Origin of the sequence: Serratia sp. N21D137 (assembly GCF_047530005.1) — a bacterium.
Lineage (GTDB): Bacteria > Pseudomonadota > Gammaproteobacteria > Enterobacterales > Enterobacteriaceae > Chania > Chania fonticola_B.
In genome coordinates this window covers 187,598-212,020 of record NZ_JBLJAJ010000007.1, presented here as the reverse complement: position 1 = coordinate 212,020, position 24,423 = coordinate 187,598, and the positions used below count along the sequence as shown (strand labels likewise).

Below are 24,423 nucleotides of genomic sequence, written 5' to 3'. Positions count from 1 at the left end.
TGAAGGACAAGTTAAAAAGTGGTCAGTTGAAGAAGCCGGCAACCGCCGACATTTCTGGCTAACCGCTAACAGGGGTGGGTCAGATTTACTTTGGCAGCCTGGGTCACTATTCGATTGGCATTGACAAATATGCTCTCTCTGTGCATATTCTTACGGTGACTAGGTGGCAATATAGTTATCCCCTAAAAACGGCCCTTTCCCTGTTAGAGATCTTCCGATATTCACCTATTAAGACCCATTCCTCCATTCTTCATTAAGGGCTAAGGGGGCGGTTTGCTTGAGTTATTTGTAACGTCCGCTCCTGGTACTAAGCAGGCTGCCAGATCTGGTAAGAGCTAGAAGTAACAAGAGTTCCAAAAAATGTGTGGAGGCGAGTGTTACAACTTTGCGATAGCATTTTGTTGGATCCAGAATTTGCTTGTGAGGGGCCCCAACTGGGGGGCGTATGAAGGGGGAGGTTCAGGCCACAGCTATCCTGCTGGCGATGATGACGAGGCTAAAGATGTAAATCCTGAGGCCTTTTACTACAGATCTTTTTCATCGCCCGGTTTTTATAACAGTTGATGGTTTTTAGCCTGAGCTTGAGCTTTTTGGCGATTTCATCAGGCTGTGCACCGCTGTAGATTTCATTGATGACGATCAGCTCTCGGCCGGTCAGATACTGCCGGCTCGTGGCTTCCTCTACCTCGGCATCAAACTCATCCTGCACCGTTTGGCGAGGGAAAATCGATAGCAAGATATCCTCCACACAGGCATTTTTATCCAGAGTGATAAAGTGGTTGTACATATCCGGGTTGGTCAGGCACAGGCTGTTTTCGTACATCAAGATGATCCTGGCCTCCAGCGTGCCCTGCTCCAGGGCGGCATAGAGCGCAGAACAGGCGCCGTAATAATGAATAAAGCCGCAGCTGCAATCCAAAATCAGAAAATCACAGGCGCTATTTTTCAGTTCCGGCAGCGTGTGAGCCTCAAACGTCTCTTTCTCGAAGGGTAATTCATGCAACGCTATTTTATTGTGGGGTAAGGTTTCACCGTGCCTGAGCAGCGCGTGCAAACCAGCGGAGAAATAGCGGTCATTACTCACCGTGTAGATATGAATATCAGGCATAGTTGATCATCCTAATCAGTAATAATCTTAGCTTGTGCGCGGGTTGGCGGATGAGCCGCAATCTTGTCGATGGCGTGCACGATTTTTTGCCGACTTTCTGAAAATCAGGATGAGTTTCTTACTGCACATCCAGCAACTACCCGCCCCCTCAACGTAGGGGGGAACGTTCCCTGTCAGCTCGATGGAAATATCACAATGTGGGCAATAGGCGACATACTCGCAGTAAGCCATGAGATTTACTCATTCCATTGATTTATATTGAAAATTTATATTACATAGGATAGCAGAGTTGTTTTTAATGATCAATAAAATAGATCGATATGATAAAAACAATTGATTTTATCGATAAGTTACCAATTATTTCAATAAAATCAAAAGATAAGAACTATCCATTAACTTGCTGGTAAATTACTGAGAATTACTCATATATATTCACTGTGTGTATGTGTTTGTGTTTAATTGTTTGTGATATGAATTATTGATATTTCTCGTCTGTGGCCGGTTTGGCGGCAGGCATATTGATGGTGTGGGCAAGGGGAACAGGGTAATTTTATGCAAGAGGAGAGCGGGAGTTGCTACAGCTTATTGGGTGCCAAATGCTCCCGGCATGATGGCCGGGAGCAGATGAGATTATTTCAGGAAATCTTCACGCTGTGGAGTGAAGGTATCCAGTAAGGTTCCGGCCTCCAGGCAGACGCAGCCATGCACCACGTCGGGCTTTTTGTACAAGGTATCTCCGGCAGCCACTTCTTTGGTGACGCCATCGATGGTGAAGCTGAAGCGGCCGGAAAGTACGTAGGTCAGTTGCTCGTGCGGGTGGCTGTGCAACGGGCCGACAGCGCCTTGGCTAAAGTTGACCTCCACCGCCATCATGGTGCCGCCATGAGCGAGGATACGGCGTGTCACGCCGTTCCCTAAATCTTCTAACGCACAATCCTGTTGGTAGATAAACATGGTTGTTCCTCAATAAAATAGTGCCATCAAGCAAAGAGATCTTCCGGCAAGCGGGCAAGATACAGCGCGGGCTCACCCTCAAAATCTGAGGTGAAGAGCACTTGCCGGTTGTCCGGAGTAAAGGATGGGTGCGGATGCGTTACCTGACGGTCACCATTCAGCACGCGCCATGAACTGTTATGTGCGGCCAGACGTGCCTGACGTTTTTGTTTGGCGTCGAACACGTAAAGCCACGGGTCGTTCTCAATGGTGTAGCCTTGAGAATCCTTGATATCGACCGGCGTAGCCGAACCGTCACCCACTAACAGACTGCCGTCGTAGTTGCTCATCAGGTGCGAACAGGCTGGCATGGTCATCACGATCTCATCCTGCCCGGTCTGTGGATCGTAACGGCAGATGTTGCGCTCTTGCTGGCCTTTCAAATAAGAGACGTACATCAGGGCTGAACCGTCCGGCACCCAGAATTCGTGCGTACAGCTCTCGCCTGGGGCATGAGTTTTTACCTTACGCATATTGCTGCCGTCTTCGTTGATCAGCCACATGCGGGCATCAACCAGATCGTGTGGCCCTTCGTGGCAGAAGGCGACGCAGTCGCTATGGTATGGGCGATAGATTGGGTGGCCCAACCAGAGGCGATCCTCATAAATCACGCGTGATTCACCGCTGGCCAAATCGACACGCAGCAGGCGGCAATGCGGGTTTTTGGTGAAGAAGCTGTGGAAAATTTTCCAGTCGGTCAGAGGCTGCCAATCCTGGCGATCGATTTCGATACCCACCAGGCTGGTGCATTCACTATTGGCAACCCAGGTGCCGTAGCCAACCCACTCTTCAGGCACGCGATACACGGTTTGTTCAGTGCAGTTGCTCAGTTCTACCCGGCGCAACTCACGTTCATTCTTCACGTAATACAGGAAACGATCGTCCGGGGATAAAAAACCGCCGAAGGTGTTATCGCCTGGACCTTCGGTCAACTGCACCGCTTGCTGCCGTTGCAGATCCAGCAGGTAGTAGTTGCGGTTACCGTCAAATTCGCCAGCAAACAACAGCTTACTGCCGTCGTTGGTGAAACATTTCTGGTAGAAGTAGTTGCGGTGGCACAGTACTTCAGGCGGTGTCAGGCGGGTGAGCTGTGCGCCGGTACCGGCATCGGTTGTGCGATGGAAATTGAACTGGTGGATTGAACCTTTAGCCACGATGGCCTCCCTTAACCTTATCGATAAACCGCCGCTGTTCAGACGATCCTTTAATTAAATAAAACATTGTTTCATAAATTTAGAAAAATGATATCAAAGTGACGAATTAGGCCAACCCGAACGGGTGATTTATGAGAGCTACATCGCATAAATCGTTGCACTTTGCCCAATTGATAGCAGATCGCGGTTTTGCTCATAGCCAACCAGCATGACGCCATTGCATGCTCGCCACTATAGAAAAAAAACGGATGGGCAATCCCTGATGCTGGGGCCACGGCCAGATGCTGCCCATGTTTTAAAGTTGGTTAAATCAGATCCCCTTATTTTTTATGTGACTTTCATCACAACATTATAACCCGCCTAAAAGTATAAAACGTTATTCCTGTAAAAATGAAATTGCAGTTCATTATTTTTATTTGCGAGAAGAAACGATGACAACGAATGGTATTAACGCTCTGGGTAAGGGAAGAACGGTCAGGCTAGGACATCAGCTGGCTTATGGCGGGGGTAACCTGCTGGGCAGCGGTGCGTTGGCGATCAGTGGCGCCTGGTTGCTCTATTTTTACACCACGTTTTGTGGTTTGACGCTGCTGGAGGCGTCATTCATCTTCTCGGTTGCGAGCGTCATTGATGCTATCAGTAACCCGGTGATGGGCTATCTGACCGATAACTTTGGCAATACCTGGCTCGGTAAGCGCTTTGGTCGGCGCCGTTTCTTCTTGCTGATTGGTGCGCCACTGATGGTCTTTTACCCGCTGCTGTGGGTTGAAGGCTTTGGTTTTTGGTACTACCTCGCCACCTACGTCATTTTCGAACTGATTTATACCTCGGTGATGGTGCCTTACGAGACGCTGGCGACCGAAATGACCGATGATTTCGCCATGCGCTCCAAGCTGACCGGCTATAAAGCGATTTTTGGCAAGATGGCCAACTTCCTGGCGGCGTTTATCCCAGGGCAATTTATTCTGCTTTACGGCAAAGAGTCGGCCCAGCCTTTTCTGTATACCGGCATCACCTACGGCGTGATCCTGTTTACTGCCATCACCGTGCTGTATCTGTTCTCCTGGGAGCGCAAGGATGAAGCAATAGCGGAGGTTAAGCATAAGAAATCGCTGCTCAAAACGTTGGCTTCATTGGCGCGGGATATGCAATCAACCTTCTACCTGCGGGTATTTCGCAAGCATCTGGGCATGTATCTGTTCGGCTTCGGTGCGGAATGGCTGTTTGCCTCGGTATTTACCTATTTCGTGATTTTCGTGCTGCAATACGATCCTGCTATTCTGGCCGGATTGAACAGCCTGAATGCCATCTTACAGTTGATATCGACCGCCATCTTTATTGGTTTGTGCGTGAAAAAAGGCTTCAGTAAACCTTATTCCTGGGCGCTAGGTATCGTGATGTTTGCGGTCTGTTGCTACTCCCTGCTGCACTTCTTTAACCTGCCTGCGCATATTGCCACTGCTGCCATCATCGGCATCACCGTGATCTTTGGCCTGGGCACCGGCGGGGTGTATTACATTCCCTGGACGGTGTATACCTTCCTGGCGGACGTGGACGAAGTCTTTACCGGACGCCGTCGCGAAGGGATCTATGCTGGGGCGATGACCTTCTCTGGCAAGATTATGCGTTCGATTATCGTCTTCACCATGGGGGCAATCCTCAGTTACTACGGCTTCCAATCTAAGTCTCACACTCAGCCGGAAACCGCTATTACCGCCATCTCCTGGGTATTCTTTGCTGGTGTGATCCTGTTGGCGCTGATGGCGATTATTTTCAGCAGCCAGATGACGCTCAACCGCCAAACCCACCAGGTAGTGTTGTATGAAGTGGCCCGCATCAAGGCTGGCGGCAAGATCGGCGATATTAAACCCGAGGTTCGCCTGGTCATAGAGAAACTGGTGGGGCTGCCCTACGAACAGTGTTGGGGCAACAGCAAGATCTGCCAGAAGATGAATATCACCCCTGAAGTCTCTACCCCTGTGTATAAACCGGCCTAACGGGCCTGATCTCCCCAAAACCCAGTGACAGGATCTTCTCGCCAACATGGCGGGGGGATCCCTACCGATTAAAAACAAGGAAAGGGAAATGAAGATCGTACCTCTGTCGTTATTAATTGCTCTGACCAGCGTGTGTCATAACGGTGTCGCCGCACCGCTGCCTGCCGCTAATGAACTGGTTTGGCAGGCCATCGCTTTCGGCCAGTCAACGGATGCCAACTTTGCCACCAACGTGCTGCCGGAAAAAGTGGGCACCAATCAGGTGACGATGGCCAATGGCAAGCCGATGCAGGCCGGGCCGCTGAAAATGCCGTTCCACGTCGAAAGCCGGGGGGGCAAAATCGGCAATAGCCATGATGGCCTGACCTTTTACTACACGCGCGTTCCCGCCAATGCCAATGTGGTTCTGGAAGCGGAGGTGACGGTCGATCAGTTTGGCCCGGAAAATATGGCTCTGCCCGCCGGGCAAGAGGGGGCGGGATTGCTGATCCGCGATATCCTCGGCAAACCACGGTTGGAGAAGGTCCAGCAGGGTTATGAGGAGTTTCCGGCGGCATCCAACATGGTGATGAATGCCATCATGACGCAGGATAAAAAAGATCATCAGCGGGTCAAAATGACGCTGATTTCCCGCAACGGCGTGCTCAATTCCTGGGGTAATGCGGGCGTCGAGATCAAACGTGAGGGTTATCAACCTGAGGTCGATCTGCAGAAAACGCCAACCTTCCGGCTGCGTCTGGCTCGCACGGATCAGGGGTTTACCGCGGCCTATGCTCCGCTGGGCAGCGACAACTGGGTCAGTAAAACGACCAACGATCCGCACCGCGTCACCAAGCTTGATCCTGAAGGTTACTACGTGGGCTTCTTTGCATCACGTAACGCACGCATTACCGTCAACCAGGCCAGCCTGACGCTCAGCGAAAGCCAGCTTCCGGCGGCACAAGAGTTTGCGGTTAAAGCGATGCCGTTGCAGATCGAGATCGGTTCTGCGCCAATATCCGCCACGGATGATTACGTCTTCCAACTACGCAGCAATGAGAATGGCACTCTGTCGCTAAGCCAGGACGGCGTGGTCATTGCCGCAGAGCGTAAGGTACAGGCCGGAGAGATGCTGGCGGTGAAGGTTGCGATGAAGAAGGCGGAAACCGCGCTGGATTACCGTTTCACCACGGCAAAAGGCAGCGCTCAGAGTGACAAGCTGATGGTGCGCAAAGCGCACTATGCCGACGCTGCTAATCTGTATGCTGCGCCACAGGGCAAAGCCGAAAATGATGGTAGTCAGCAGCATCCGCTGGATTTTGCCACCGCCGTGCAATCCTTGACGCCGGGTGGCACGCTTTGGCTGGCGGCGGGGGATTACCCCTTGGCTGTCATACCTGCCTTAGCCAGTGGCACCGCCACGCATGCCAAAAAGCTCCGGCCGCTTGGGGATGGCGTGGTGCTGCACGGGATGGAACTGGCAGCCAGCTATTGGGATATTCAGGGCATCACGGTAACGGAAAAAAGCCTGCGCATTACGGGTAGCCATAACCACCTTGACCGGGTGGTGGCACACCATGCGGATGATACCGGAATTGTCATTTCTTCCCCGGCCAACGCCGATCGGCCACTGTGGGCCAGCCACAACCTGATCAGCCATTCCGAATCATACGCCAACAAGGATCCAGGTCTGATCAATGCGGATGGCTTTGCCGTCAAAATGCGTGTGGGTGAGGGAAATCGGCTGGTCGCCTGCTTCTCGCATGACAACGTGGATGACGGCTTTGATCTGTTTAACAAGATCGAGGATGGCCCGAACGGCAAGGTGATCATTGAGAACAGCGTCGCGCTGCGCAATGTCAATAATGGTTTCAAACTGGGGGGAGAAGGGTTGCCAGTGGCCCATCAGGTGACTAACAGCCTCGCCATTGAAAACGGCATGGATGGGTTTACCGACAACTTCAACCCTGGCGCCCTGCAAGTCACCAGCAATATGGCGATTGATAACCAGAGGTTTAACTACATTTTCCGTCCGGGCCCCTATACCACGCAGGACAAGCAGGGCGTATTCAGTGGCAACGTCTCGCTGCGTAGCAAGCCGGGAGAATATGCCGATGCGGTGGTGGGGAACATCGCCGACAACAATGCCTTTTTGTTGCCAGTAGCTCCTTAAGGCGCTGTATGCGATATCGATGTAGATAAACCCAGCGGTTATGCCGTTTTTGCTCCGGTGAAAACGGCACTCATCACATAAACAAAAATTACTTTCATTTAAAATAAAACATTGTTTCAATTTTATTGATCGCGCCAAGGATAAGCGTTAGACTTGCGCCATCATGATGACAGGGGCGGGCAATATCGTTCCCCCTGTATGGCAGCAAGCTGCGGACACTGGCGGGATTGCAACGCTATCCCCACTTTTGACAAGGGCCGCTGATGCCCTGAGTACTAAGGACAAGAGCATGATTCTCGATAATTTTTCATTGCAGGGTAAAGTGGCGATTGTGACCGGTTGTGACACCGGGCTGGGACAGGGGATGGCCATAGGGCTGGCTCAGGCAGGTTGTGATATCGTTGGCGTTAACGTGGTTGAGCCGGACGAAACCATCGCCAAAGTTACTGCGCTGGGGCGTCGTTTCCTGAGCCTGAAAGCCGACCTGAGCAAGCTGGAAGTGCTGCCTGAGCTGCTGGAGCGCGCGGTAGCCGAATTCGGCCATATCGATATTCTGGTCAATAACGCGGGCATCATTCGCCGCCAGGATGCGCTGCAGTTTAGCGAAAAAGATTGGGATGACGTGATGAACCTGAACATCAAGACGGTGTTCTTCATGTCTCAGGCGGTGGCCCGCCAGTTTATTGCTCAAGGCTCCGGCGGCAAAATCATCAATATCGCCTCCATGCTGTCTTACCAAGGGGGCATCCGTGTGCCGTCTTACACCGCGTCCAAGAGCGCCGTCATGGGTGTTACCCGTCTGTTGGCCAACGAATGGGCCAGCCACGGTATCAACGTGAACGCGTTGGCTCCTGGCTATATGGCGACGAACAATACTCGCCAACTGCGCGACGATCAGGCCCGCAGCGAGGAAATCCTCGAGCGTATCCCGGCTGGCCGTTGGGGCCTGCCAGAAGATCTGATGGGGCCGGTGGTATTCCTGGCTTCACCGGCTTCGGATTACATCAATGGCTACACCGTAGCGGTAGATGGCGGCTGGTTGGCTCGCTAACGAGACAAAGAATAACCGATTGATTTTATTTGCGGAGAGCAAAAGATGAATATTGCACTGATGATGGAAAACAGCCAGGCGGGTAAAAATGCGCTGGTTCTCGAACAATTGCAGGCGGTTGCGGCTGGCAATCATGATGCGGTGTTCAACGTGGGTATGAGCGATGAGCAGGATCACCATCTGACCTATATCCATTTAGGGATTATGGCCAGCATTCTGCTGAACGCCGAAGCGGTCGATTTTGTGGTCACCGGCTGCGGTACCGGGCAGGGCGCCTTGATGTCACTGAACATCCATCCTGGTGTAGTGTGCGGTTACTGTATCGATCCTGCGGATGCTTTCCTGTTCGCTCAGATCAACAATGGTAATGCGCTGTCCCTGCCGTTTGCCAAAGGCTTTGGCTGGGGTGCTGAGTTGAACGTGCGCTATATCTTTGAGAAGGCTTTTACCGGGCGTAAAGGTGAAGGTTATCCGGTGGAGCGTAAGGAACCTCAGGTTCGTAACGCCGGTATCCTCAATCAGGTTAAGCAGGCGGTGATCAAAGACAACTACCTTGATACGCTGCGTGCCATCGATCCAGAGCTGGTGAAGACAGCCGTTAGCGGCCCTCGCTTCCAGGAATGCCTGTTCTCCAACGGCAAAAAGCCGGAGATTGTGGCGTTTGTCAAAGAACTGCTGGCCCGCGCCTGATGTTCTTCAGGTGGCCGAATATCGGCCACCTGTTTTCCCCACCGCTTGTTGTCTAACCCAGCTACGTTAAAATGGTTTCATATTCCGCACCAAAGGAAAGATTATGAAGCTGATGTTCGCCTCGGACCTGCATGGTTCGCTCTCCGCCACCGACAAAATCCTCGAATTGTTTGCTCAAAGTCAGGCCGATTGGTTGATACTGTTGGGCGATTTGCTCAATCACGGTCCCCGCAATGCCTTACCGGATAACTATCAGCCCGTGCAGGTGGCCGAACGATTGAATCACGTTAGTGACAAGATCGTTGCCGTTCGCGGTAATTGCGACAGTGAAGTCGCTCAGATGCTGCTCTCCTTCCCGATGATGGCCCCTTACCAGCAGGTGCTGTTAGCCAAAAGACGATTGTTTTTAACCCACGGGCACCTTTATCATCCCAACACATTACCGCCTTTAACGGGCGGGGACGTGCTGGTGTATGGCCATACGCATTTGCCCCAGGCACAAAGGCAGGGGGAGATCTACTGCTTTAATCCAGGCTCGGTCAGCATCCCGAAAGGGGGTTTTCCTGCCAGCTATGGCATACTGGCAGACGACGTCTTGAGCGTACTCGAGTTGCACAACGGCAAGGTTGTTGCAGAGGTGGCGTTAACGCACTAATTTTAGAGTCCCGATAGCTTGAAAGTGGCAGCCAGGGTTGTTCCTTGGCAGAGCTGGGACACATACCAAAAATAATTGAAGCATAACCCGTGCGCGGCATGCATCGCGCCCAAAATAGAAGGTTTTACAGGATGGCGGAACAGGATCAGGCTGCAGATACCGAGTGGGTTGATATCGTCAACGAGCAAAACGAAGTGATTGCTCAGTCCAGTCGTCAACAGATGCGTGCCCAACGGCTGCGTCATCGTGCGACCTATATCGTGGTGCATGATGGTATGGGGAAAATTCTGGTGCAGCGGCGCACAGACACCAAAGATTTTTACCCGGGTTGGATGGATGCCACCGCCGGGGGAGTGGTACAAAGCGGGGAAAACGTGTTGGACTCTGCCCGCCGTGAGGCGGAAGAAGAGCTGGGTATCGCCGGGATCCCGTTTGCCGAACATGGTCTGTTCTACTTTGAAGAGGAACAGTGCCGTATTTGGGGGGCGTTATTTAGCTGCGTCGCCAATGGCCCGTTTGCTCTGCAGGAAGAAGAAGTGGCTGAAGTGAGCTGGTTGACGCCAGAGGAGATCACCGCCCGCTGCGACGAATTCACCCCCGATTCACTGAAGGCATTATCGTTGTGGCTGACGCGTAATAATGGCCAGGACTACGGCAAGCCGCTGCCGCGCGAAAGCAGAGCCAGCTCTGGCGAGGAAGACGCCTGATTTAACGCACGGCCTTGCTGCCCATAGAGTAGCAAGGCCGTCTATTCTTCTCTTCATTTAGACCCTCCCCACTTGCCAACCGTCTGAAATCACAAATGTAACCATCAATGATGGCATTTATACTTACCCTCTCGGCCCAAATCTGCTGATTTTATCTACCTACAATTAGTTAACCCATCTCATCAAAATTTCTATCCTTAGTGCTACAAATTCAAAAAGTATAAATATCTTTATTTATCATTTGGTTATACATTGACTTTGTTTTGGTTTTGATAATTCTTGTTTTTTTATAAAAAAATCAAAACAACGTTTCTACTTTGGTCACACTTTTGCCATCCACTGAATGACGTTGGAAAAATTTCAGATATAATAATTTGAAATAGTGTTTCAGTTTGTTGGTTGGTAGATGACAGGATCATCTGGGAGACCGAAAAATGGAATTATCCTACTGTAACAAGCAACCTAACGGCATAGTGACAATGCGAGCATTGGCTGCTGATGACTGGCGGAGATTGGCCAGTGAATGCCTGAAAAAATTTATCGATTTATCACGACGGGGAGGATGCTGAACCTGGGCAGACTGCCGGGCTTGTCATTTCTATTGTTTAATAAGACTTAAATTTCACTTAACTAATTTCATTTCTTTTTCTATTTAAATGGCTATGGGTAACAACCATGAATGAAAACAGAATGCTGGGGTTAGCCTATATATCACCTTATATAATAGGGTTGATCATATTTACGGCGTTCCCCTTTGTGTCATCATTCTTGCTGAGCTTTACGGAATATGACCTGATGAATCCCCCGGTGTTTAACGGGGTGGAAAACTATCGTTATATGCTGATGGAAGACCATCTTTTTTGGAAATCGATGGGCGTCACCTTTGCATATGTGTTTCTGACCATCCCGTTAAAATTGGCATTTGCGTTAGGTATCGCGTTTGTCCTTAATTTTAAACTGCGCGGCATCGGTTTTTTCCGTACGGCGTATTATGTTCCCTCCATTCTGGGCAGCAGCGTGGCTATTGCCGTGCTATGGCGTGCTCTGTTTGCCATCGACGGGCTGCTAAACAGCTTTATCGGTGTCTTTGGTATGGATCCGGTCAACTGGTTGGGCGAGCCTTCTCTGGCATTGATGTCGGTTACGTTGCTGCGCGTATGGCAGTTCGGCTCTGCGATGGTGATCTTCCTGGCGGCTCTGCAAAACGTACCACAGTCACAATATGAAGCGGCCATGATTGATGGTGCTTCCAAGTGGCAGATGTTTATGAAGGTCACGGTACCGCTGATCACGCCGGTGATTTTCTTCAACTTTATTATGCAGACCACGCAGGCGTTCCAAGAGTTTACGGCTCCGTATGTCATTACCGGGGGCGGGCCTACCCATTACACCTATCTGTTCTCACTGTATATCTACGATACCGCCTTTAAATATTTTGATATGGGTTACGGTGCCGCATTGGCGTGGATCCTGTTCCTGGTTGTGGCCCTGTTCGCCTCAATCGCCTTTAAATCATCGAAGTATTGGGTCTTCTACTCGGCAGACAAGGGTGGCAAAAATGGCTGACATGCAACAGAACCAATTACCCATGCCCAGTGCGCAGGAAATGGCTGAGCGTGAAGTTCAGCGCACATTGCGCCGGGAAAAAATCAGCGCCGCTATTCGTTACGTCGTGCTGCTGCTGGTGGGATTGTTGATGCTTTATCCGCTGGTGTGGATGTTCTCGGCCTCGTTTAAACCCAACCAGGAGATCTTCACCACCCTGGGCCTGTGGCCAGACAATGCGACCTCGGACGGTTTCGTCAACGGTTGGAAAACCGGCACGGAATATAACTTTGGTCATTACATGCTTAACACCTTTAAATTTGTGATCCCCAAGGTGTTATTAACCATTATCTCTTCGACCATTGTGGCCTACGGCTTTGCCCGCTTTGAGATCCCGTGGAAGAAATTCTGGTTTGCCACGCTGATCACTACCATGTTGCTGCCGAGTACGGTGTTACTGATCCCGCAATACATTATGTTCCGAGAGATGGGCATGCTGGACAGCTACCTACCTCTCTATCTGCCGCTGGCATTCGCGACCCAAGGATTCTTCGTCTTTATGTTGATCCAGTTCCTGCGCGGAGTGCCACGGGATATGGAAGAGGCGGCCCAGATTGATGGTTGCAACTCGTTCCAGGTGCTGTGGTATGTGGTGGTGCCGATCCTGAAACCGGCGATTATCTCCGTCGCGCTGTTCCAGTTTATGTGGTCAATGAATGACTTTATTGGCCCGTTGATCTACGTCTATAGCGTTGATAAGTACCCGATTGCGCTGGCGTTGAAAATGTCTATCGACGTGACAGAAGGTGCGCCGTGGAACGAAATCCTGGCTATGGCAAGCATCTCTATTCTGCCGTCCATCATCGTGTTCTTCCTGGCCCAACGCTACTTTGTGCAGGGCGTTACCAGCAGCGGAATTAAAGGTTAATTGAGGATCTATCATGGCTGAAGTCATTTTTAACAATCTGCAGAAAGTGTACAGCAACGGTTATAAGGCGGTGCATGGCATTAATCTGACCATTGCCGATGGCGAGTTTATGGTGATTGTCGGCCCTTCCGGCTGTGCCAAATCGACCACGCTGCGGATGCTGGCAGGGTTGGAAACCATTAGCGGCGGCGAGGTGCGCATAGGCGATCGCGTGGTGAATAACCTGGCCCCTAAATCCCGTGGTATTGCCATGGTGTTCCAGAACTATGCGCTATATCCGCATATGACGGTAAAAGATAACCTGGCCTTTGGCTTGAAGCTGAGCAAGATGCCTAAAGAGCAAATTGAAGAGCAGGTTAACGAAGCCGCCAAGATCCTGGAGCTGGAAGAGCTGTTGGATCGTTTGCCACGCCAACTCTCCGGTGGGCAGGCGCAGCGTGTGGCCGTAGGCCGCGCAATTGTGAAAAAACCAGACGTGTTCCTGTTCGATGAACCGTTGTCTAACCTGGATGCCAAGCTGCGTGCGTCGATGCGTATCCGTATTTCCGATTTGCACAAGCAGCTGAAAAAGAGCGGCAAACCGGCGACCACCGTCTATGTTACCCACGATCAGACCGAAGCCATGACCATGGGCGACCGTATCTGTGTGATGAAGCTGGGCCATATCATGCAGGTGGATACGCCAGACAACCTGTACCACTTCCCGAAAAACATGTTTGTCGCCGGATTTATCGGTGCGCCAGAAATGAACATCAAGCCGAGCAAGCTGGTAGAGCAGGACGGCAAAATCGGCCTCACCGTCGGTAACTACACCTTGACCCTCAGCCAGTATCAGCAGGATAAGGTCGCCAGCTTTGTCGGGCAGGACGTGTTCTTTGGCGTGCGGCCCGAGTTTGTATCGATTTCAGAGTCGCCGTTTGAGGGCAACCACTCTGAAGGGGAACTGGTCCGCGTCGAGAATATGGGCCATGAGTTCTTTGTTTACCTGAAGGTGAATGATTTTGAACTGACCTGCCGTATTCCTTCCGATGACGTCAAACCGATCCTGAAAAATGGGCTGCATCGTCCGGTTTACTTCAAATTCGATATGGATAAATGCCACATTTTTGATGCGAAAACAGAAAAGAATATTTCTCTTTAACAGGAGTGGTCAATAATGAAAAAAATAGTCTTACGTACCCTGGTAGCCTCGTCCATGGCGATATTTGCCCATCAGGCCTTTGCCGCTGAACAGGTTGACTTGCGTATGTCCTGGTGGGGAGGCAATGGCCGCCATCAGGTTACGTTGAAGGCGATTGAGGAATTCCAGAAGCAGAACCCGAATATCAAGGTGAAATCGGAATATACCGGCTGGGACGGTCACCTTTCCCGCCTGACCACCCAGATTGCTGGGGGCACCGAGCCGGACGTGATGCAAACCAACTGGAACTGGCTGCCGATCTTTTCAAAAACCGGCACCGGATTCTATGACCTGAACAAGGTGAGTGAGTATCTGGATCTGACGCAGTTTGATCCCAAAGAGCTACAAACCACCACGATTGACGGCAAGCTGAACGGCATTCCGATTTCAGTGACCGCACGTGTTTTCTATTATAACGATGTCACCTGGAAAGACGCGGGTGTGCAATATCCCAATAATTGGGATGAATTGCTCGCCGCCGGTAAAACCTTCAACGAAAAACTGGGCGATAAATATTATCCGGTGGTGTTGGAGCACCAGGATACCTTCGCACTGTTACGTTCCTACATGATCCAAAAATATAACGTCGATATTATCGATGAAGCGCAGAAGAAGTTTGCCTATAGCGAAGCACAATGGGTCGATTTCTTCCAGATGTATAAAAACATGGTAGACAGCCACGTCATGCCATCATCGAAATACTACGCCTCGTTCGGCAAAAACAACATGTATGAGATGAAGCCATGGATTGCGGGGGAATGGGGTGGGACCTATATGTGGAACTCCACCATCAACAAATACTCCGATAACCTGAAAGCACCGGCCAAGCTGGTATTGGGCCCATACCCGATGCTGCCGGGTGCCAAAGATGCCGGATTGTTCTTCAAGCCGTCGCAAATGTTTTCGATTGGTAAAAGCAGCAAGCATCCAAAAGAAGCGGCAATGTTGATTAACTTCCTGTTAAACAGTAAGGAAGGCGTTGAGGCGCTGAAGCTGGAGCGGGGGGTTCCGTTAAGCAAAGTGGCTGTCAGCCAATTGACCGAAAGTGGCGTGATCCAGGATAGCGATCCGGCGGTTTCCGGGTTGAAACTGGCGCTGTCACTGCCGCATGCCATCAGCGCTTCACCGTATTTTGACGACCCGCAGATTGTAGTGCTGTTCCAGGATGCCATTCAGAATATCGATTATGGCAAGAAAACGGTGCAGGAAGTGGCTGCTGATTTCCAGCGCCAGGGCGACCGTATTCTGAAACGCGCAATGCGCTAACAAGAATTGTCCCCACCTTATCTTGGGCGGGGGCTTATTTATCAGCTAATCATTACATTCATTAACGCTAACAGGGAAGCCGTAAGAAAAATAAATTTGTATTAAATAGCAATGACGCTTTGCCCATTTTCAAATAATAAGTATTTCAAATAACTCTATAACCCCCTTAATTAAAGTGGGGATGTCTTTTCTATAATTAAATGATAAGGGTAGTAATAATGAAATTTAAATTATTGACTCTGGTGTTAGCCTCTGTAGCAAACTTTAGTGCAATGGCCATGTCGCTTGATTTGCGCCATGAATGGCAGGATACAGCCAAAGGCGACCATAAAAATAGAATGCTGGTCTCGCATCGTTTCGATAACGGCCTGGGATTCTCTCTGGAAGCAAAATGGCGTCAGGACTCTTCAGACTCTACGCCTGATAAACCTTTCCACGAGCAGGTCAGTAATGGCACAGAAGCCGTCGTCAGCTATCAGCATAAATTTGATGCAATCACCCTGCAGCCTGGGTTCTCGCTAGAGTCCAACAGTAATAATAACGGCTATCGCCCTTATCTGCGTGCGCAGTATAACTTTACCAAAGACATTTATGTAGCGGGCAGATATCGCTACGAATATAAGCGTACCACCTCAAAAGGTTCAGAGGGGGATGAGAAAACCAACCGTGGTGATTTTTGGTTAGGTTATAACTTCTACAAGGACTGGTCGGCCGAATATAACTACGTGTATAAGAGCAGCAACAAGGTTATTTTTGACGACGGCAAAACCGATTACGAGCATAACGTCAAGCTGGCTTACAAGTGGGATAAAAACTGGAAGCCTTATGTTGAAGTGGGGAACGTGAAGCAGGATAGCCAACACGATAACCGCCAGACGCGCTACCGTGTTGGGGTCTCTTATAGCTGGTAAGCAAGGGTGAAACTACCGGGAATACCGACTTATCGGCGGGTTCCCGGTATCGTCATCGTTAGCAGCTGCTACGACGGCACAGGGTTGAAGGGATCGAACCTTTGGGCTGCCAGGGCTGATCGTTCAAACGCGCCAACAATGCCTTACCTGCCTGAATACCAATCTCCTTATGCGGCACGGTCATGGTCGTCAGCGGTGGCTGGCAGACCTGGCTGACCTCGCTGTTACCAAACCCCACGATCGCCAGCTGTTCCGGTACCTTGATGCGCCGCCGCTGGCATTCATACAGCGCGCCGCAGGCCAGTTCATCAGACGCACAGACCAAGGCATCCAACTCAGGCCAGGCCAGTAAAAACTCCGGCAATTGCTGGGCGCCGAGGCTAAAGCTGGCGGGTTGCGCGGCATTAATCACCCGATGAGGGGACATGTGGTTCTGCAGTAGCGCTTTGTGCCAGCCTTGCAGATGCTGTTGGAAAATCCACTGTTCCTGATTAGCACACAGCAGCCCAACATTCTGATACCCGCTGGCAATCACGGTTTGCGTGAGCTGATACATGGCGGCGACGTAATCGATGCCGATATTGATGTCGATCGGGTCGGTACGGATTGCTCCAATTTCCACTACCGGAATATTGGCTGCGGTTAATGCCTGACGGGTATTTTCAGAATGCTCAATGCTTAACAGCACGGCCGCCGCCAGGTTGTAAGAGAGCAGGGTTTCCAGCAACGTTTCTTCACGCTCGATATGATGTTGGGACTCGGCTAGCATGATCTGGTAACCCGCCGGTTGCAGTACCCGCTGTAACCCTGCAAACATATCCGCACAGCCGGACTCGGAAAAACTCGGCACCACCATAGCGATGGTATAAGAAGACGCCGAGGCTAACGAACTCGCCGCCAGGTTGGGGAGATAACCTAACTCACTGACCGCCGACTCAATTTTTTCTCTCAGCTTATCTGAAACCTGTTCCGGCGTGCGTAGCGCCCGCGAGACGGTCATGGTGCCCACGCCTGCCAATTGGGCTACGTCGGCCAGGGTAACCCGGCCGGTACTGCGTCGTTTTCTACCGATCGACATTGCTGATCCTGACTGAAATGCGCGCATAACGCATAAATGAGCTCATGGGTTGAAACCCATTACTGGGCTTCGTCGTTCCCGCTTCTGTGCCCATTCTACCCCGTTCCTTTGGCGATCGATAAAAAAACTGAGCCGCCGGGTTTCATCCCCGATAGTTTTGATAGCGCTATCACAGATCTGGATGAAGGATTTTTGGTAGCGCTATCTTTGTGCGATAAGTCACAGTTTAACCCCTGCACGTTGATTAAAGTTTTACCGTCGCCGGGCTTTTCCATGACGGCTACGTGCCATCAAACGATCCATAGCCAACAGATTTCGTCCCGTTTAGGTTCGGAAACTCTGGCGGTTTAAGGGAAAAAAACCATAAGGAGGAGATGTGCTCAACGACTGGCTGAACGCCGACCATATTCAACTGTGCGATCAGGTTATTGACTGGCAGGAGGCGGTCACATTGTGTGCTCAGCCACTGCTGCAGCGCGGTGTGATCACCGCTGATTACCTGACAGCCATATTTCGCCAACATCAGGCGCTGGGGCCCTATTACGTGTTGGCACCCGGTATCGCGATGCCCCATGCCAGGCCGGAGGAAGGCGCCAAAGCGCTTGGCCTTTCACTATTAAAGATCAATCAGGGCGTGCATTTTCAGTCCGAAGATAACGACCCGGTGTTCGTCGTGGTGATGCTTTCCGCTCCGGATAGCAGTAGCCATATTGACATGATTTCGCAGCTGGCCGAGTTATTTTCTGATAGCGAAGCCATGGAGAAACTGTTCCTGGCGCAAACCAAACGGCAAATTGAGGATGTTATCGCCAATTATTAATCTCTAACCGGTTATACCCGCAGCTTTTGATAATACTCAGCATCCGATAGATATCGGGTGACGCTATCCTACACATAAAATCTGGCAGGTAAGAATAATGAAAATCATGGCTATTTGTGGCTCAGGATTGGGCAGCAGTTTTATGGTGGAAATGAACATCAAGAAAGTGCTGAAAAAAATGAATATTGAGGCGGAGGTTGAACATTCCGATCTTTCCTCGGCAACGCCGGGCGCGGCAGATATCTTCGTGATGGCGAAAGATATTGCCGCTAGCGCCAGTGTCCCAGCCGACCAGTTAGTGGTGATCAGCAATATCATTGATATTAATGAGCTTGAAGCCAAGCTGCGTGCTTACTTCACAGCCCACTCCATTATTTAATCTAACCCATTGGCGAGGTGGATATGTTTATCCAGGAAACGCTCAGGTTTGTGGTTGATATATTAAAGGTCCCGGCGGTATTGGTCGGGGTGATTGCCTTGATTGGTCTATTGGCACAAAAGAAATCTTTTTCTGACGTGGTCAAAGGGACGGTTAAAACCATTCTGGGCTTTATTGTGTTGGGCGGTGGAGCGACGGTATTAGTCGGCTCGCTGAATCCATTGGGCGGTATGTTTGAGCATGCGTTCAATATTCAGGGGATTATTCCCAATAACGAAGCCATTGTCTCTATCTCACTAGAGAAATACGGTGCCTCCACCGCGCTGATCATGGCGTTTGGCATGGTGGCCAATATCATCGTAGCCCGCTTTACCCGCTTGAAATACATCTTCCTGACCGGGCACCACACCTTCTACATGGCCTGTATGATCGGCATCATCCTTACCGTGGCCGGTTTTGAGGGCGTACAGTTGGTGTTCACCGGAGCGCTGACTCTGGGCTTGGTGATGGCGTTCTTCCCGGCTATCGCCCAGCGCTATATGCGCCGCATTACCGGTAACGACGACATTGCCTTTGGCCATTTCGGCACCTTGGGCTATGTCCTTTCCGGTTGGATCGGTTCCAAGGTGGGGAAAAACTCGCGTTCCACCGAGGAGATGAACTTACCTAAAAACCTCAGCTTCCTGCGTGACAGCTCGATTTCCATCTCGATGACCATGATCGTGATCTACCTGATCCTGGCTATCTGCGCGGGCCAGGATTACGTCGAAAGCCAATTGAGTGGCGGGCAGAACTACCTGGTGTACTCGATTATTCAGGCGATCACTTTTGCCGCCGGGGTATTCATCATTCTGCAAGGTGTGCGCCTGATCCTGGCCGAGATCGTCCCGGCCTTTACCGGCTTCTCGGAAAAACTGGTCCCTAATGCCCGCCCGGCGCTGGACTGCCCGGTGGTCTATCCCTACGCCCCCAATGCGGTGTTGATTGGTTTCCTGTTCAGCTTCCTGGGTGGCTTGGTGGGTCTGTTCTTGCTCGGCCAAATGAAGATGGTACTGATCCTGCCGGGCGTGGTGCCGCACTTCTTTACCGGGGCCACTGCCGGGGTGTTCGGCAATGCGACCGGTGGGCGGCGTGGTGCCATGCTGGGGGCATTTGCCAACGGTTTGTTGATTACCTTCCTGCCGGTGCTGTTGTTACCGGTACTGGGCGCGCTGGGTTTTGCCAACACCACTTTCTCCGATACGGACTTTGGCGTGGTGGGGATCGTGTTGGGCAATATGGCACGCTTCCTGACCAAAGAAATGATCATGGTCGCGATCGTCGCCATCTTTGGCCTGCTGGTCGCGCATAACTTCTTGGGAAAACGCAAAGATGTCCCAGCCAGAAATAAGGAGGAAAGTTCATGAGCAACACCGTGACTGATTTGACGCAATTGGCCGGGGCGATCCGTCTGGAAACGCTGAAGGCCCTCACTGGGCTGGGATTTGGCCATTACGGCGGCTGTATGTCGGTGGTTGAAACGCTGGCGGTGCTGTACGGCGAAGTGATGCGTATCGATCCAGGTGACCCGGATTGGCCTGAGCGCGATTATTTCGTGCTGTCGAAAGGCCATGCTGGTCCGGCTCTGTATAGCGTGCTGGCGCTTAAGGGCTATTTCCCGTTGGAACAGCTGCAAACGCTCAACCAGAATGGCACCCGGTTGCCGAGCCACCCAGATCGCTTGCTAACCCGTGGGGTGGATGCCACTACCGGATCGCTCGGGCAAGGGGTCTCTATTGCAGCCGGTATGGCGCTTTCACACCAACTGGCAAAGCGCAGCAACCGGGTATTCTGCATCCTGGGGGATGGTGAACTGAACGAAGGCCAATGCTGGGAAGCGTTCCAATTTATCGCCCACCACAACCTGCATAATTTGACGCTGTTTATTGATTACAACAAACAGCAGTTGGACGGCACGCTGGATGAGGTGATCAAACCCTTCGATCTGGCCGGTAAATTCCACGCCTTCGGTTTTGAGGTGCAAACCGTTCGTGGGGATGACATTGCCGCGATCCGTGATGCCGTGTTGCCGGAACGCAGTGGCGAGCAGCGGCCGTTGGTGGTGATCCTCGATAGCCTCAAGGGGCAGGGCGTGGCGTATCTGGAGAACCTGAAAAACTCACACCATCTGCGCTTAACGCCAGATGTTCGTAGCGAAATTGAAAAGGCCATTGCCGACCTGGAGGCCGCCTATGTTTAACCTGGAAATGCCGTTTGAAAAAGACGCCGTAGAAATGCGTAAGGTGTACGCCAGCGTGATCCGCCAACAGGCCGAAGCCGATACGCCGGTGATTGCACTGGAAGCCGATCTGATGAGTTCGATGGCGATGGATGGCGTACATAAGGATCACCCAGAGCGGGTCATCAACTGCGGCATCATGGAGGCTAATGTGATTGGCGTAGCCGCCGGTTTGTCGCTGACCGGGCGGGTCCCTTTCGTCCACACCTTTACCGCTTTTGCCAGCCGCCGCTGTTTCGATCAGCTGTTTATGTCGTTGGATTATCAGCGCAACAACGTCAAGGTGATCGCTTCCGATGCCGGGGTCAGCGCCTGCCATAACGGCGGCACGCATATGTCGTTTGAAGACATGGGGATCGTGCGCGGCCTGGCGCATTCGGTGGTGTTGGAGGTGACCGATGCCACCATGTTCGAGGATATTTTGCAGCAACTGGTGAAGTTGCAAGGCTTCTACTGGGTACGAACCATTCGTAAGCAGGCGACACGCATTTATCCTGCAGGCTATCGTTTCACCATCGGCAAGGCTAATCTGCTGCGTGACGGCAGCGACATTACGCTGATCGCCAACGGCATTATGGTCGCCGAAGCGTTGCAGGCGGCTCAGCAACTTCAACAGCGTGGTATCAGCGCGGCGGTGATTGACATGTTTACACTCAAGCCTATCGATCGTGAAATCATCAAAACCTTTGCGGCGAAAACCGGCAGGATCGTCACCTGCGAGAACCACAGCATCCATAACGGGCTTGGTTCGGCAGTGGCGGAGGTGCTGGTGGAAGAATGTCCGGTGCCGATGCGGCGAGTGGGAGTCAAAGGCCGCTATGGGCAGGTGGGTACGCAGGAGTTCTTGCAGCAGGAGTATGGCCTGACGGCGGCGCATATTGTGGCGGCGGCGGATGAGTTGTTGACCCCCCCCTCACCCCAACCCTCTCCCAAAGGGAGAGGGAGCTGATAGGCGCTGCTCTGCTGGAAGTAAATAGGTCATCTCAACAAATTTACCTCAACACTTTCCCTTTACAGACCGGGGACAGGGTAGAACGGTGTTCAAGGACATAGTGAACACTTTTTAATATCCTTCACTCATGACGATCGGCCTATTTCTCAGGCCGATCATCTCCTTATCCAAGGTGTGTCACCGAATTTTCAGATCTACTCGATCGGTCCCCTCTCCCTGTGGGAGAGGGTTAGGGTGAGGGGCATCGGGGGGCATTGCTTGCTCTTTGTTGACGCCAAAAATAAAACGGCCCGGTGATGATCACCAGGCCGTTATGGGTATTAGCAGAGTCTAAAGGTGCCGCTGTGGCACCTTTGTCTCATCAGGCAATAGCAGCCTGTGCATCAGCCTGAGCCGACTGGATCGCCGTCAGGGCTACGGTATAGACGATATCGTCAACCAGAGCACCACGTGACAGGTCGTTCACCGGCTTGCGCATGCCTTGCAGCATTGGCCCGATAGATACCAGGTCAGCAGAACGCTGTACCGCTTTATAAGTTGTGTTACCGGTGTTCAGATCCGGGAAGATGAACACGGTCGCCTGACCGGCTACTGGCGAGTTAGGCGCTTTGGATTTGGCCACGTCGGCCATGATCGCTGCGTCATACTGCAGTGGGCCATCGATGATCAGATCCGGGCGTTTTTCCTGGGCCAGACGGGTCGCTTCACGCACTTTCTCAACGTCGCTACCCGCACCGGAATTACCGGTAGAGTAAGAGATCATCGCTACGCGTGGTTCGATACCGAATGCGGCTGCGGAATCGGCAGACTGAATAGCGATTTCAGACAGCTGTTCAGCAGTTGGATCCGGGTTGATCGCGCAGTCGCCGTAGACCAGAACCTGGTCAGGCAGCAGCATGAAGAACACGGAAGAAACCAGCGAGCTGCCCGGCGCGGTTTTGATCAACTGCAACGGTGGGCGGATGGTATTGGCGGTGGTGTGAACGGCACCGGAAACCAGGCCGTCAACTTCGCCTTTTTCCAGCATCAGGGTGCCGAGAACTACGTTGTCTTCCAACTGCTCACGCGCAACTACTTCGGTCATGCCCTTGCTCTTACGCAGCTCAACCAGACGCGGCACATAGAGTTCACGCACGGCAACCGGATCGACGATCTCGATGCCTTTACCCAGCTCAACGCCCTGCGCGGCGGCAACGCGTTTGATCTCTTCCGGGTTACCCAGCAGCACACATTCCGCGATACCACGTTCGGCACAGATGGCCGCCGCTTTCACGGTGCGTGGCTCGTCGCCTTCCGGCAGCACGATGCGTTTACCCGCTTTGCGCGCCAATTCGGTCAGCTCATAACGGAACGCCGGTGGGGACAGACGACGTGAACGCTCAGACGTGGCGGTCAGGGACTCGATCCATTCGGCGTTGATGTGGCTGGCCACGTAGTTCTGTACTTTCTCAATACGCTGATGGTCGTCTGAAGGCACTTCAAGGTTGAAGCTTTGCAGGCTCAGCGAGGTCTGCCAGGTGTTGGTGTCAACCATGAACACCGGCAGGCCGGTTTCAAAGGCGCGCTCACACAGCTTGTTGATGGAGGCATCGATTTCGTAGCCGCCGGTCAGCAGGATGGCACCAATTTCCACGCCGTTCATCGCGGCCAGGCAGGCTGAAACCAGCACGTCTGGACGGTCGGCAGAGGTAACTAACAGGGAACCTGGGCGGAAGTGTTCAAGCATGTGCGGAATGCTACGCGCACAGAAGGTCACAGATTTCACCCGGCGGGTCATGATGTCGCCTTCGTTGATCACTCGCGCCTTCAGGTGGCGGGCCATATCAATGGCACGGGTAGCGATCAGTTCGAAGCTCCACGGCACGCAACCCAATACCGGCAGCGGGCTGTTGGCGAACAGCTGTGCAGGATCGACGTTGGCTACGCTGGCCTTGGTGGAATCGTCAAAGATTTCGGACAGGTCTGGGCGAGTACGGCCCTGATCGTCCACCGGAGCGTTCAGCTTGTTGATGATCACGCCGGTAATGTTTTTGTTCTTGCTGCCGCCGAAGCTGGAGCGAGCCAGTTCGATGCGCTCGGTTAACTGGGCTGGAGAATCGTTACCCAGTGCCAGCACAAAGACGATCTCTGCATTCAGCGTTTTGGCGATCTCGTAGTTCAGCGCGTTGGCGAACTGATGCTTACGGGTAGGCACCAGGCCCTCAATCAGCACAACTTCTGCGTCTTTGGTGTTTTCGTGGTAACGGGCCACGATCTCTTCCATCAGCACGTCCTGCTTGTTGGAGCTCAGCAGGCTCTCAACGTAGCTCATGCGCAGGGGTTCGGCCGCCGGGATGGTCGAGTTGCTGCGGATGATGGTGGTGGTCTGGTCGAGAGAATCGCCGCCGGTACGCGGTTGGGCAATAGGTTTGAATACGCTCAGGCGAACGCCTTTTTGCTCCATGGAGCGGATGACACCCAGGCTGACGCTGGTCAGACCGACGCTGGTGCCTGTGGGGATCAACATAATTGTACGTGACACAGAATAGTCCTCTTCACGGTTTTCTGCCTGCAACGGGGGCGCAGACAAAGATGACAGG

The 24,423-nt window shown here is 52.1% G+C and carries 21 protein-coding genes; 16 read left to right on the top strand and 5 right to left on the bottom strand.

Annotation, left to right across the window (positions count from 1 at the left end; genetic code table 11):
* Positions 1 to 496: 496 nt before the first annotated feature.
* The 3 genes from ACMV5H_RS08600 to ACMV5H_RS08590 all read right to left on the bottom strand — a co-directional run bounded on the left by ACMV5H_RS08600 (position 497) and on the right by ACMV5H_RS08590 (position 3,255).
* On the bottom strand, positions 497 to 1,108 hold the full coding sequence (locus ACMV5H_RS08600) for a LuxR C-terminal-related transcriptional regulator (protein WP_021806016.1): 612 nt from the start codon (positions 1,106 to 1,108) through the stop codon (positions 497 to 499).
* Between the two features lie 630 nt (positions 1,109 to 1,738).
* Positions 1,739 to 2,062, bottom strand: coding sequence for a cupin domain-containing protein (locus ACMV5H_RS08595; RefSeq protein ID WP_021178555.1), 324 nt, complete (start codon positions 2,060 to 2,062; stop codon positions 1,739 to 1,741).
* Between the two features lie 26 nt (positions 2,063 to 2,088).
* Positions 2,089 to 3,255: an oligogalacturonate lyase family protein gene (locus tag ACMV5H_RS08590; protein WP_021806014.1), complete on the bottom strand. Its 1,167-nt coding sequence runs from the start codon at positions 3,253 to 3,255 to the stop codon at positions 2,089 to 2,091.
* Between the two features lie 431 nt (positions 3,256 to 3,686).
* On the opposite strand from ACMV5H_RS08590, the gene ACMV5H_RS08585 reads away from it, so the two are divergent.
* The 11 genes from ACMV5H_RS08585 to ACMV5H_RS08535 all read left to right on the top strand — a co-directional run bounded on the left by ACMV5H_RS08585 (position 3,687) and on the right by ACMV5H_RS08535 (position 16,337).
* Positions 3,687 to 5,252 carry an MFS transporter gene (locus ACMV5H_RS08585; RefSeq protein ID WP_209529480.1) on the top strand — a complete coding sequence of 522 codons (1,566 nt, stop codon included), beginning with the start codon at positions 3,687 to 3,689 and terminating at the stop codon, positions 5,250 to 5,252.
* An 88-nt stretch (positions 5,253 to 5,340) separates the two neighbouring features.
* Positions 5,341 to 7,404 carry a right-handed parallel beta-helix repeat-containing protein gene (locus tag ACMV5H_RS08580; RefSeq protein WP_209529478.1) on the top strand — a complete coding sequence of 688 codons (2,064 nt, stop codon included), beginning with the start codon at positions 5,341 to 5,343 and terminating at the stop codon, positions 7,402 to 7,404.
* A 289-nt stretch (positions 7,405 to 7,693) separates the two neighbouring features.
* Positions 7,694 to 8,455, top strand: coding sequence for a 2-dehydro-3-deoxy-D-gluconate 5-dehydrogenase KduD (gene kduD, locus ACMV5H_RS08575; RefSeq protein ID WP_021806011.1), 762 nt, complete (start codon positions 7,694 to 7,696; stop codon positions 8,453 to 8,455).
* A gap of 45 nt (positions 8,456 to 8,500) precedes the next feature.
* On the top strand, positions 8,501 to 9,145 hold the full coding sequence (locus tag ACMV5H_RS08570; RefSeq protein WP_021178550.1) for an RpiB/LacA/LacB family sugar-phosphate isomerase: 645 nt from the start codon (positions 8,501 to 8,503) through the stop codon (positions 9,143 to 9,145).
* Positions 9,146 to 9,248: 103 nt separating this feature from the next.
* Positions 9,249 to 9,800 carry a phosphodiesterase gene (gene yfcE, locus ACMV5H_RS08565; protein ID WP_414821701.1) on the top strand — a complete coding sequence of 184 codons (552 nt, stop codon included), beginning with the start codon at positions 9,249 to 9,251 and terminating at the stop codon, positions 9,798 to 9,800.
* A 131-nt stretch (positions 9,801 to 9,931) separates the two neighbouring features.
* The gene (gene yfcD, locus ACMV5H_RS08560; RefSeq protein WP_021178548.1) at positions 9,932 to 10,507 is read left to right on the top strand and encodes an NUDIX hydrolase YfcD; all 576 of its coding nucleotides are present in this window, start codon (positions 9,932 to 9,934) and stop codon (positions 10,505 to 10,507) included.
* 675 nt (positions 10,508 to 11,182) lie between these two features.
* Entirely contained in the window at positions 11,183 to 12,073 is an 891-nt protein-coding gene (locus tag ACMV5H_RS08555) for a carbohydrate ABC transporter permease (protein WP_024530676.1), read from the top strand.
* Entirely contained in the window at positions 12,066 to 12,980 is a 915-nt protein-coding gene (locus ACMV5H_RS08550; protein WP_021178546.1) for a carbohydrate ABC transporter permease, read from the top strand. The genes ACMV5H_RS08555 and ACMV5H_RS08550 overlap by 8 nt, the downstream gene beginning before the upstream one ends.
* Positions 12,981 to 12,993: 13 nt before the next feature.
* Entirely contained in the window at positions 12,994 to 14,121 is a 1,128-nt protein-coding gene (locus ACMV5H_RS08545) for an ABC transporter ATP-binding protein (RefSeq protein WP_021806009.1), read from the top strand.
* A gap of 15 nt (positions 14,122 to 14,136) precedes the next feature.
* Entirely contained in the window at positions 14,137 to 15,426 is a 1,290-nt protein-coding gene (locus ACMV5H_RS08540; protein ID WP_059201295.1) for an ABC transporter substrate-binding protein, read from the top strand.
* A gap of 218 nt (positions 15,427 to 15,644) precedes the next feature.
* Complete coding sequence (locus ACMV5H_RS08535; protein WP_021806007.1) at positions 15,645 to 16,337, top strand: oligogalacturonate-specific porin KdgM family protein; 693 nt, start codon at positions 15,645 to 15,647, stop codon at positions 16,335 to 16,337.
* A gap of 58 nt (positions 16,338 to 16,395) precedes the next feature.
* On the opposite strand, the gene ACMV5H_RS08530 is transcribed toward ACMV5H_RS08535, so the two are convergent.
* Positions 16,396 to 17,415: a LacI family DNA-binding transcriptional regulator gene (locus tag ACMV5H_RS08530; RefSeq protein WP_021806006.1), complete on the bottom strand. Its 1,020-nt coding sequence runs from the start codon at positions 17,413 to 17,415 to the stop codon at positions 16,396 to 16,398.
* Between the two features lie 376 nt (positions 17,416 to 17,791).
* Here ACMV5H_RS08530 and ACMV5H_RS08525 point away from each other — a divergent pair, with 376 nt between their 5' ends.
* The 5 genes from ACMV5H_RS08525 to ACMV5H_RS08505 all read left to right on the top strand — a co-directional run bounded on the left by ACMV5H_RS08525 (position 17,792) and on the right by ACMV5H_RS08505 (position 21,841).
* On the top strand, positions 17,792 to 18,235 hold the full coding sequence (locus ACMV5H_RS08525; RefSeq protein ID WP_021178541.1) for a PTS sugar transporter subunit IIA: 444 nt from the start codon (positions 17,792 to 17,794) through the stop codon (positions 18,233 to 18,235).
* A 97-nt stretch (positions 18,236 to 18,332) separates the two neighbouring features.
* Complete coding sequence (locus ACMV5H_RS08520) at positions 18,333 to 18,614, top strand: PTS sugar transporter subunit IIB (RefSeq protein ID WP_021178540.1); 282 nt, start codon at positions 18,333 to 18,335, stop codon at positions 18,612 to 18,614.
* 23 nt (positions 18,615 to 18,637) lie between these two features.
* Positions 18,638 to 20,020, top strand: coding sequence for a PTS ascorbate transporter subunit IIC (locus tag ACMV5H_RS08515; protein ID WP_021806004.1), 1,383 nt, complete (start codon positions 18,638 to 18,640; stop codon positions 20,018 to 20,020).
* Positions 20,017 to 20,853, top strand: a complete 837-nt coding sequence (locus tag ACMV5H_RS08510) for a transketolase (protein ID WP_021178538.1) — start codon at positions 20,017 to 20,019, stop codon at positions 20,851 to 20,853. The genes ACMV5H_RS08515 and ACMV5H_RS08510 overlap by 4 nt, the downstream gene beginning before the upstream one ends.
* Entirely contained in the window at positions 20,846 to 21,841 is a 996-nt protein-coding gene (locus ACMV5H_RS08505) for a transketolase family protein (RefSeq protein ID WP_115158203.1), read from the top strand. The genes ACMV5H_RS08510 and ACMV5H_RS08505 overlap by 8 nt, the downstream gene beginning before the upstream one ends.
* Before the next feature lie 364 nt (positions 21,842 to 22,205).
* Here the strand turns inward: ACMV5H_RS08505 and pta are convergent, their stop codons facing one another.
* Complete coding sequence (gene pta, locus ACMV5H_RS08500; protein WP_037375617.1) at positions 22,206 to 24,365, bottom strand: phosphate acetyltransferase; 2,160 nt, start codon at positions 24,363 to 24,365, stop codon at positions 22,206 to 22,208.
* Between the last annotated feature and the right edge of the window lie 58 nt (positions 24,366 to 24,423).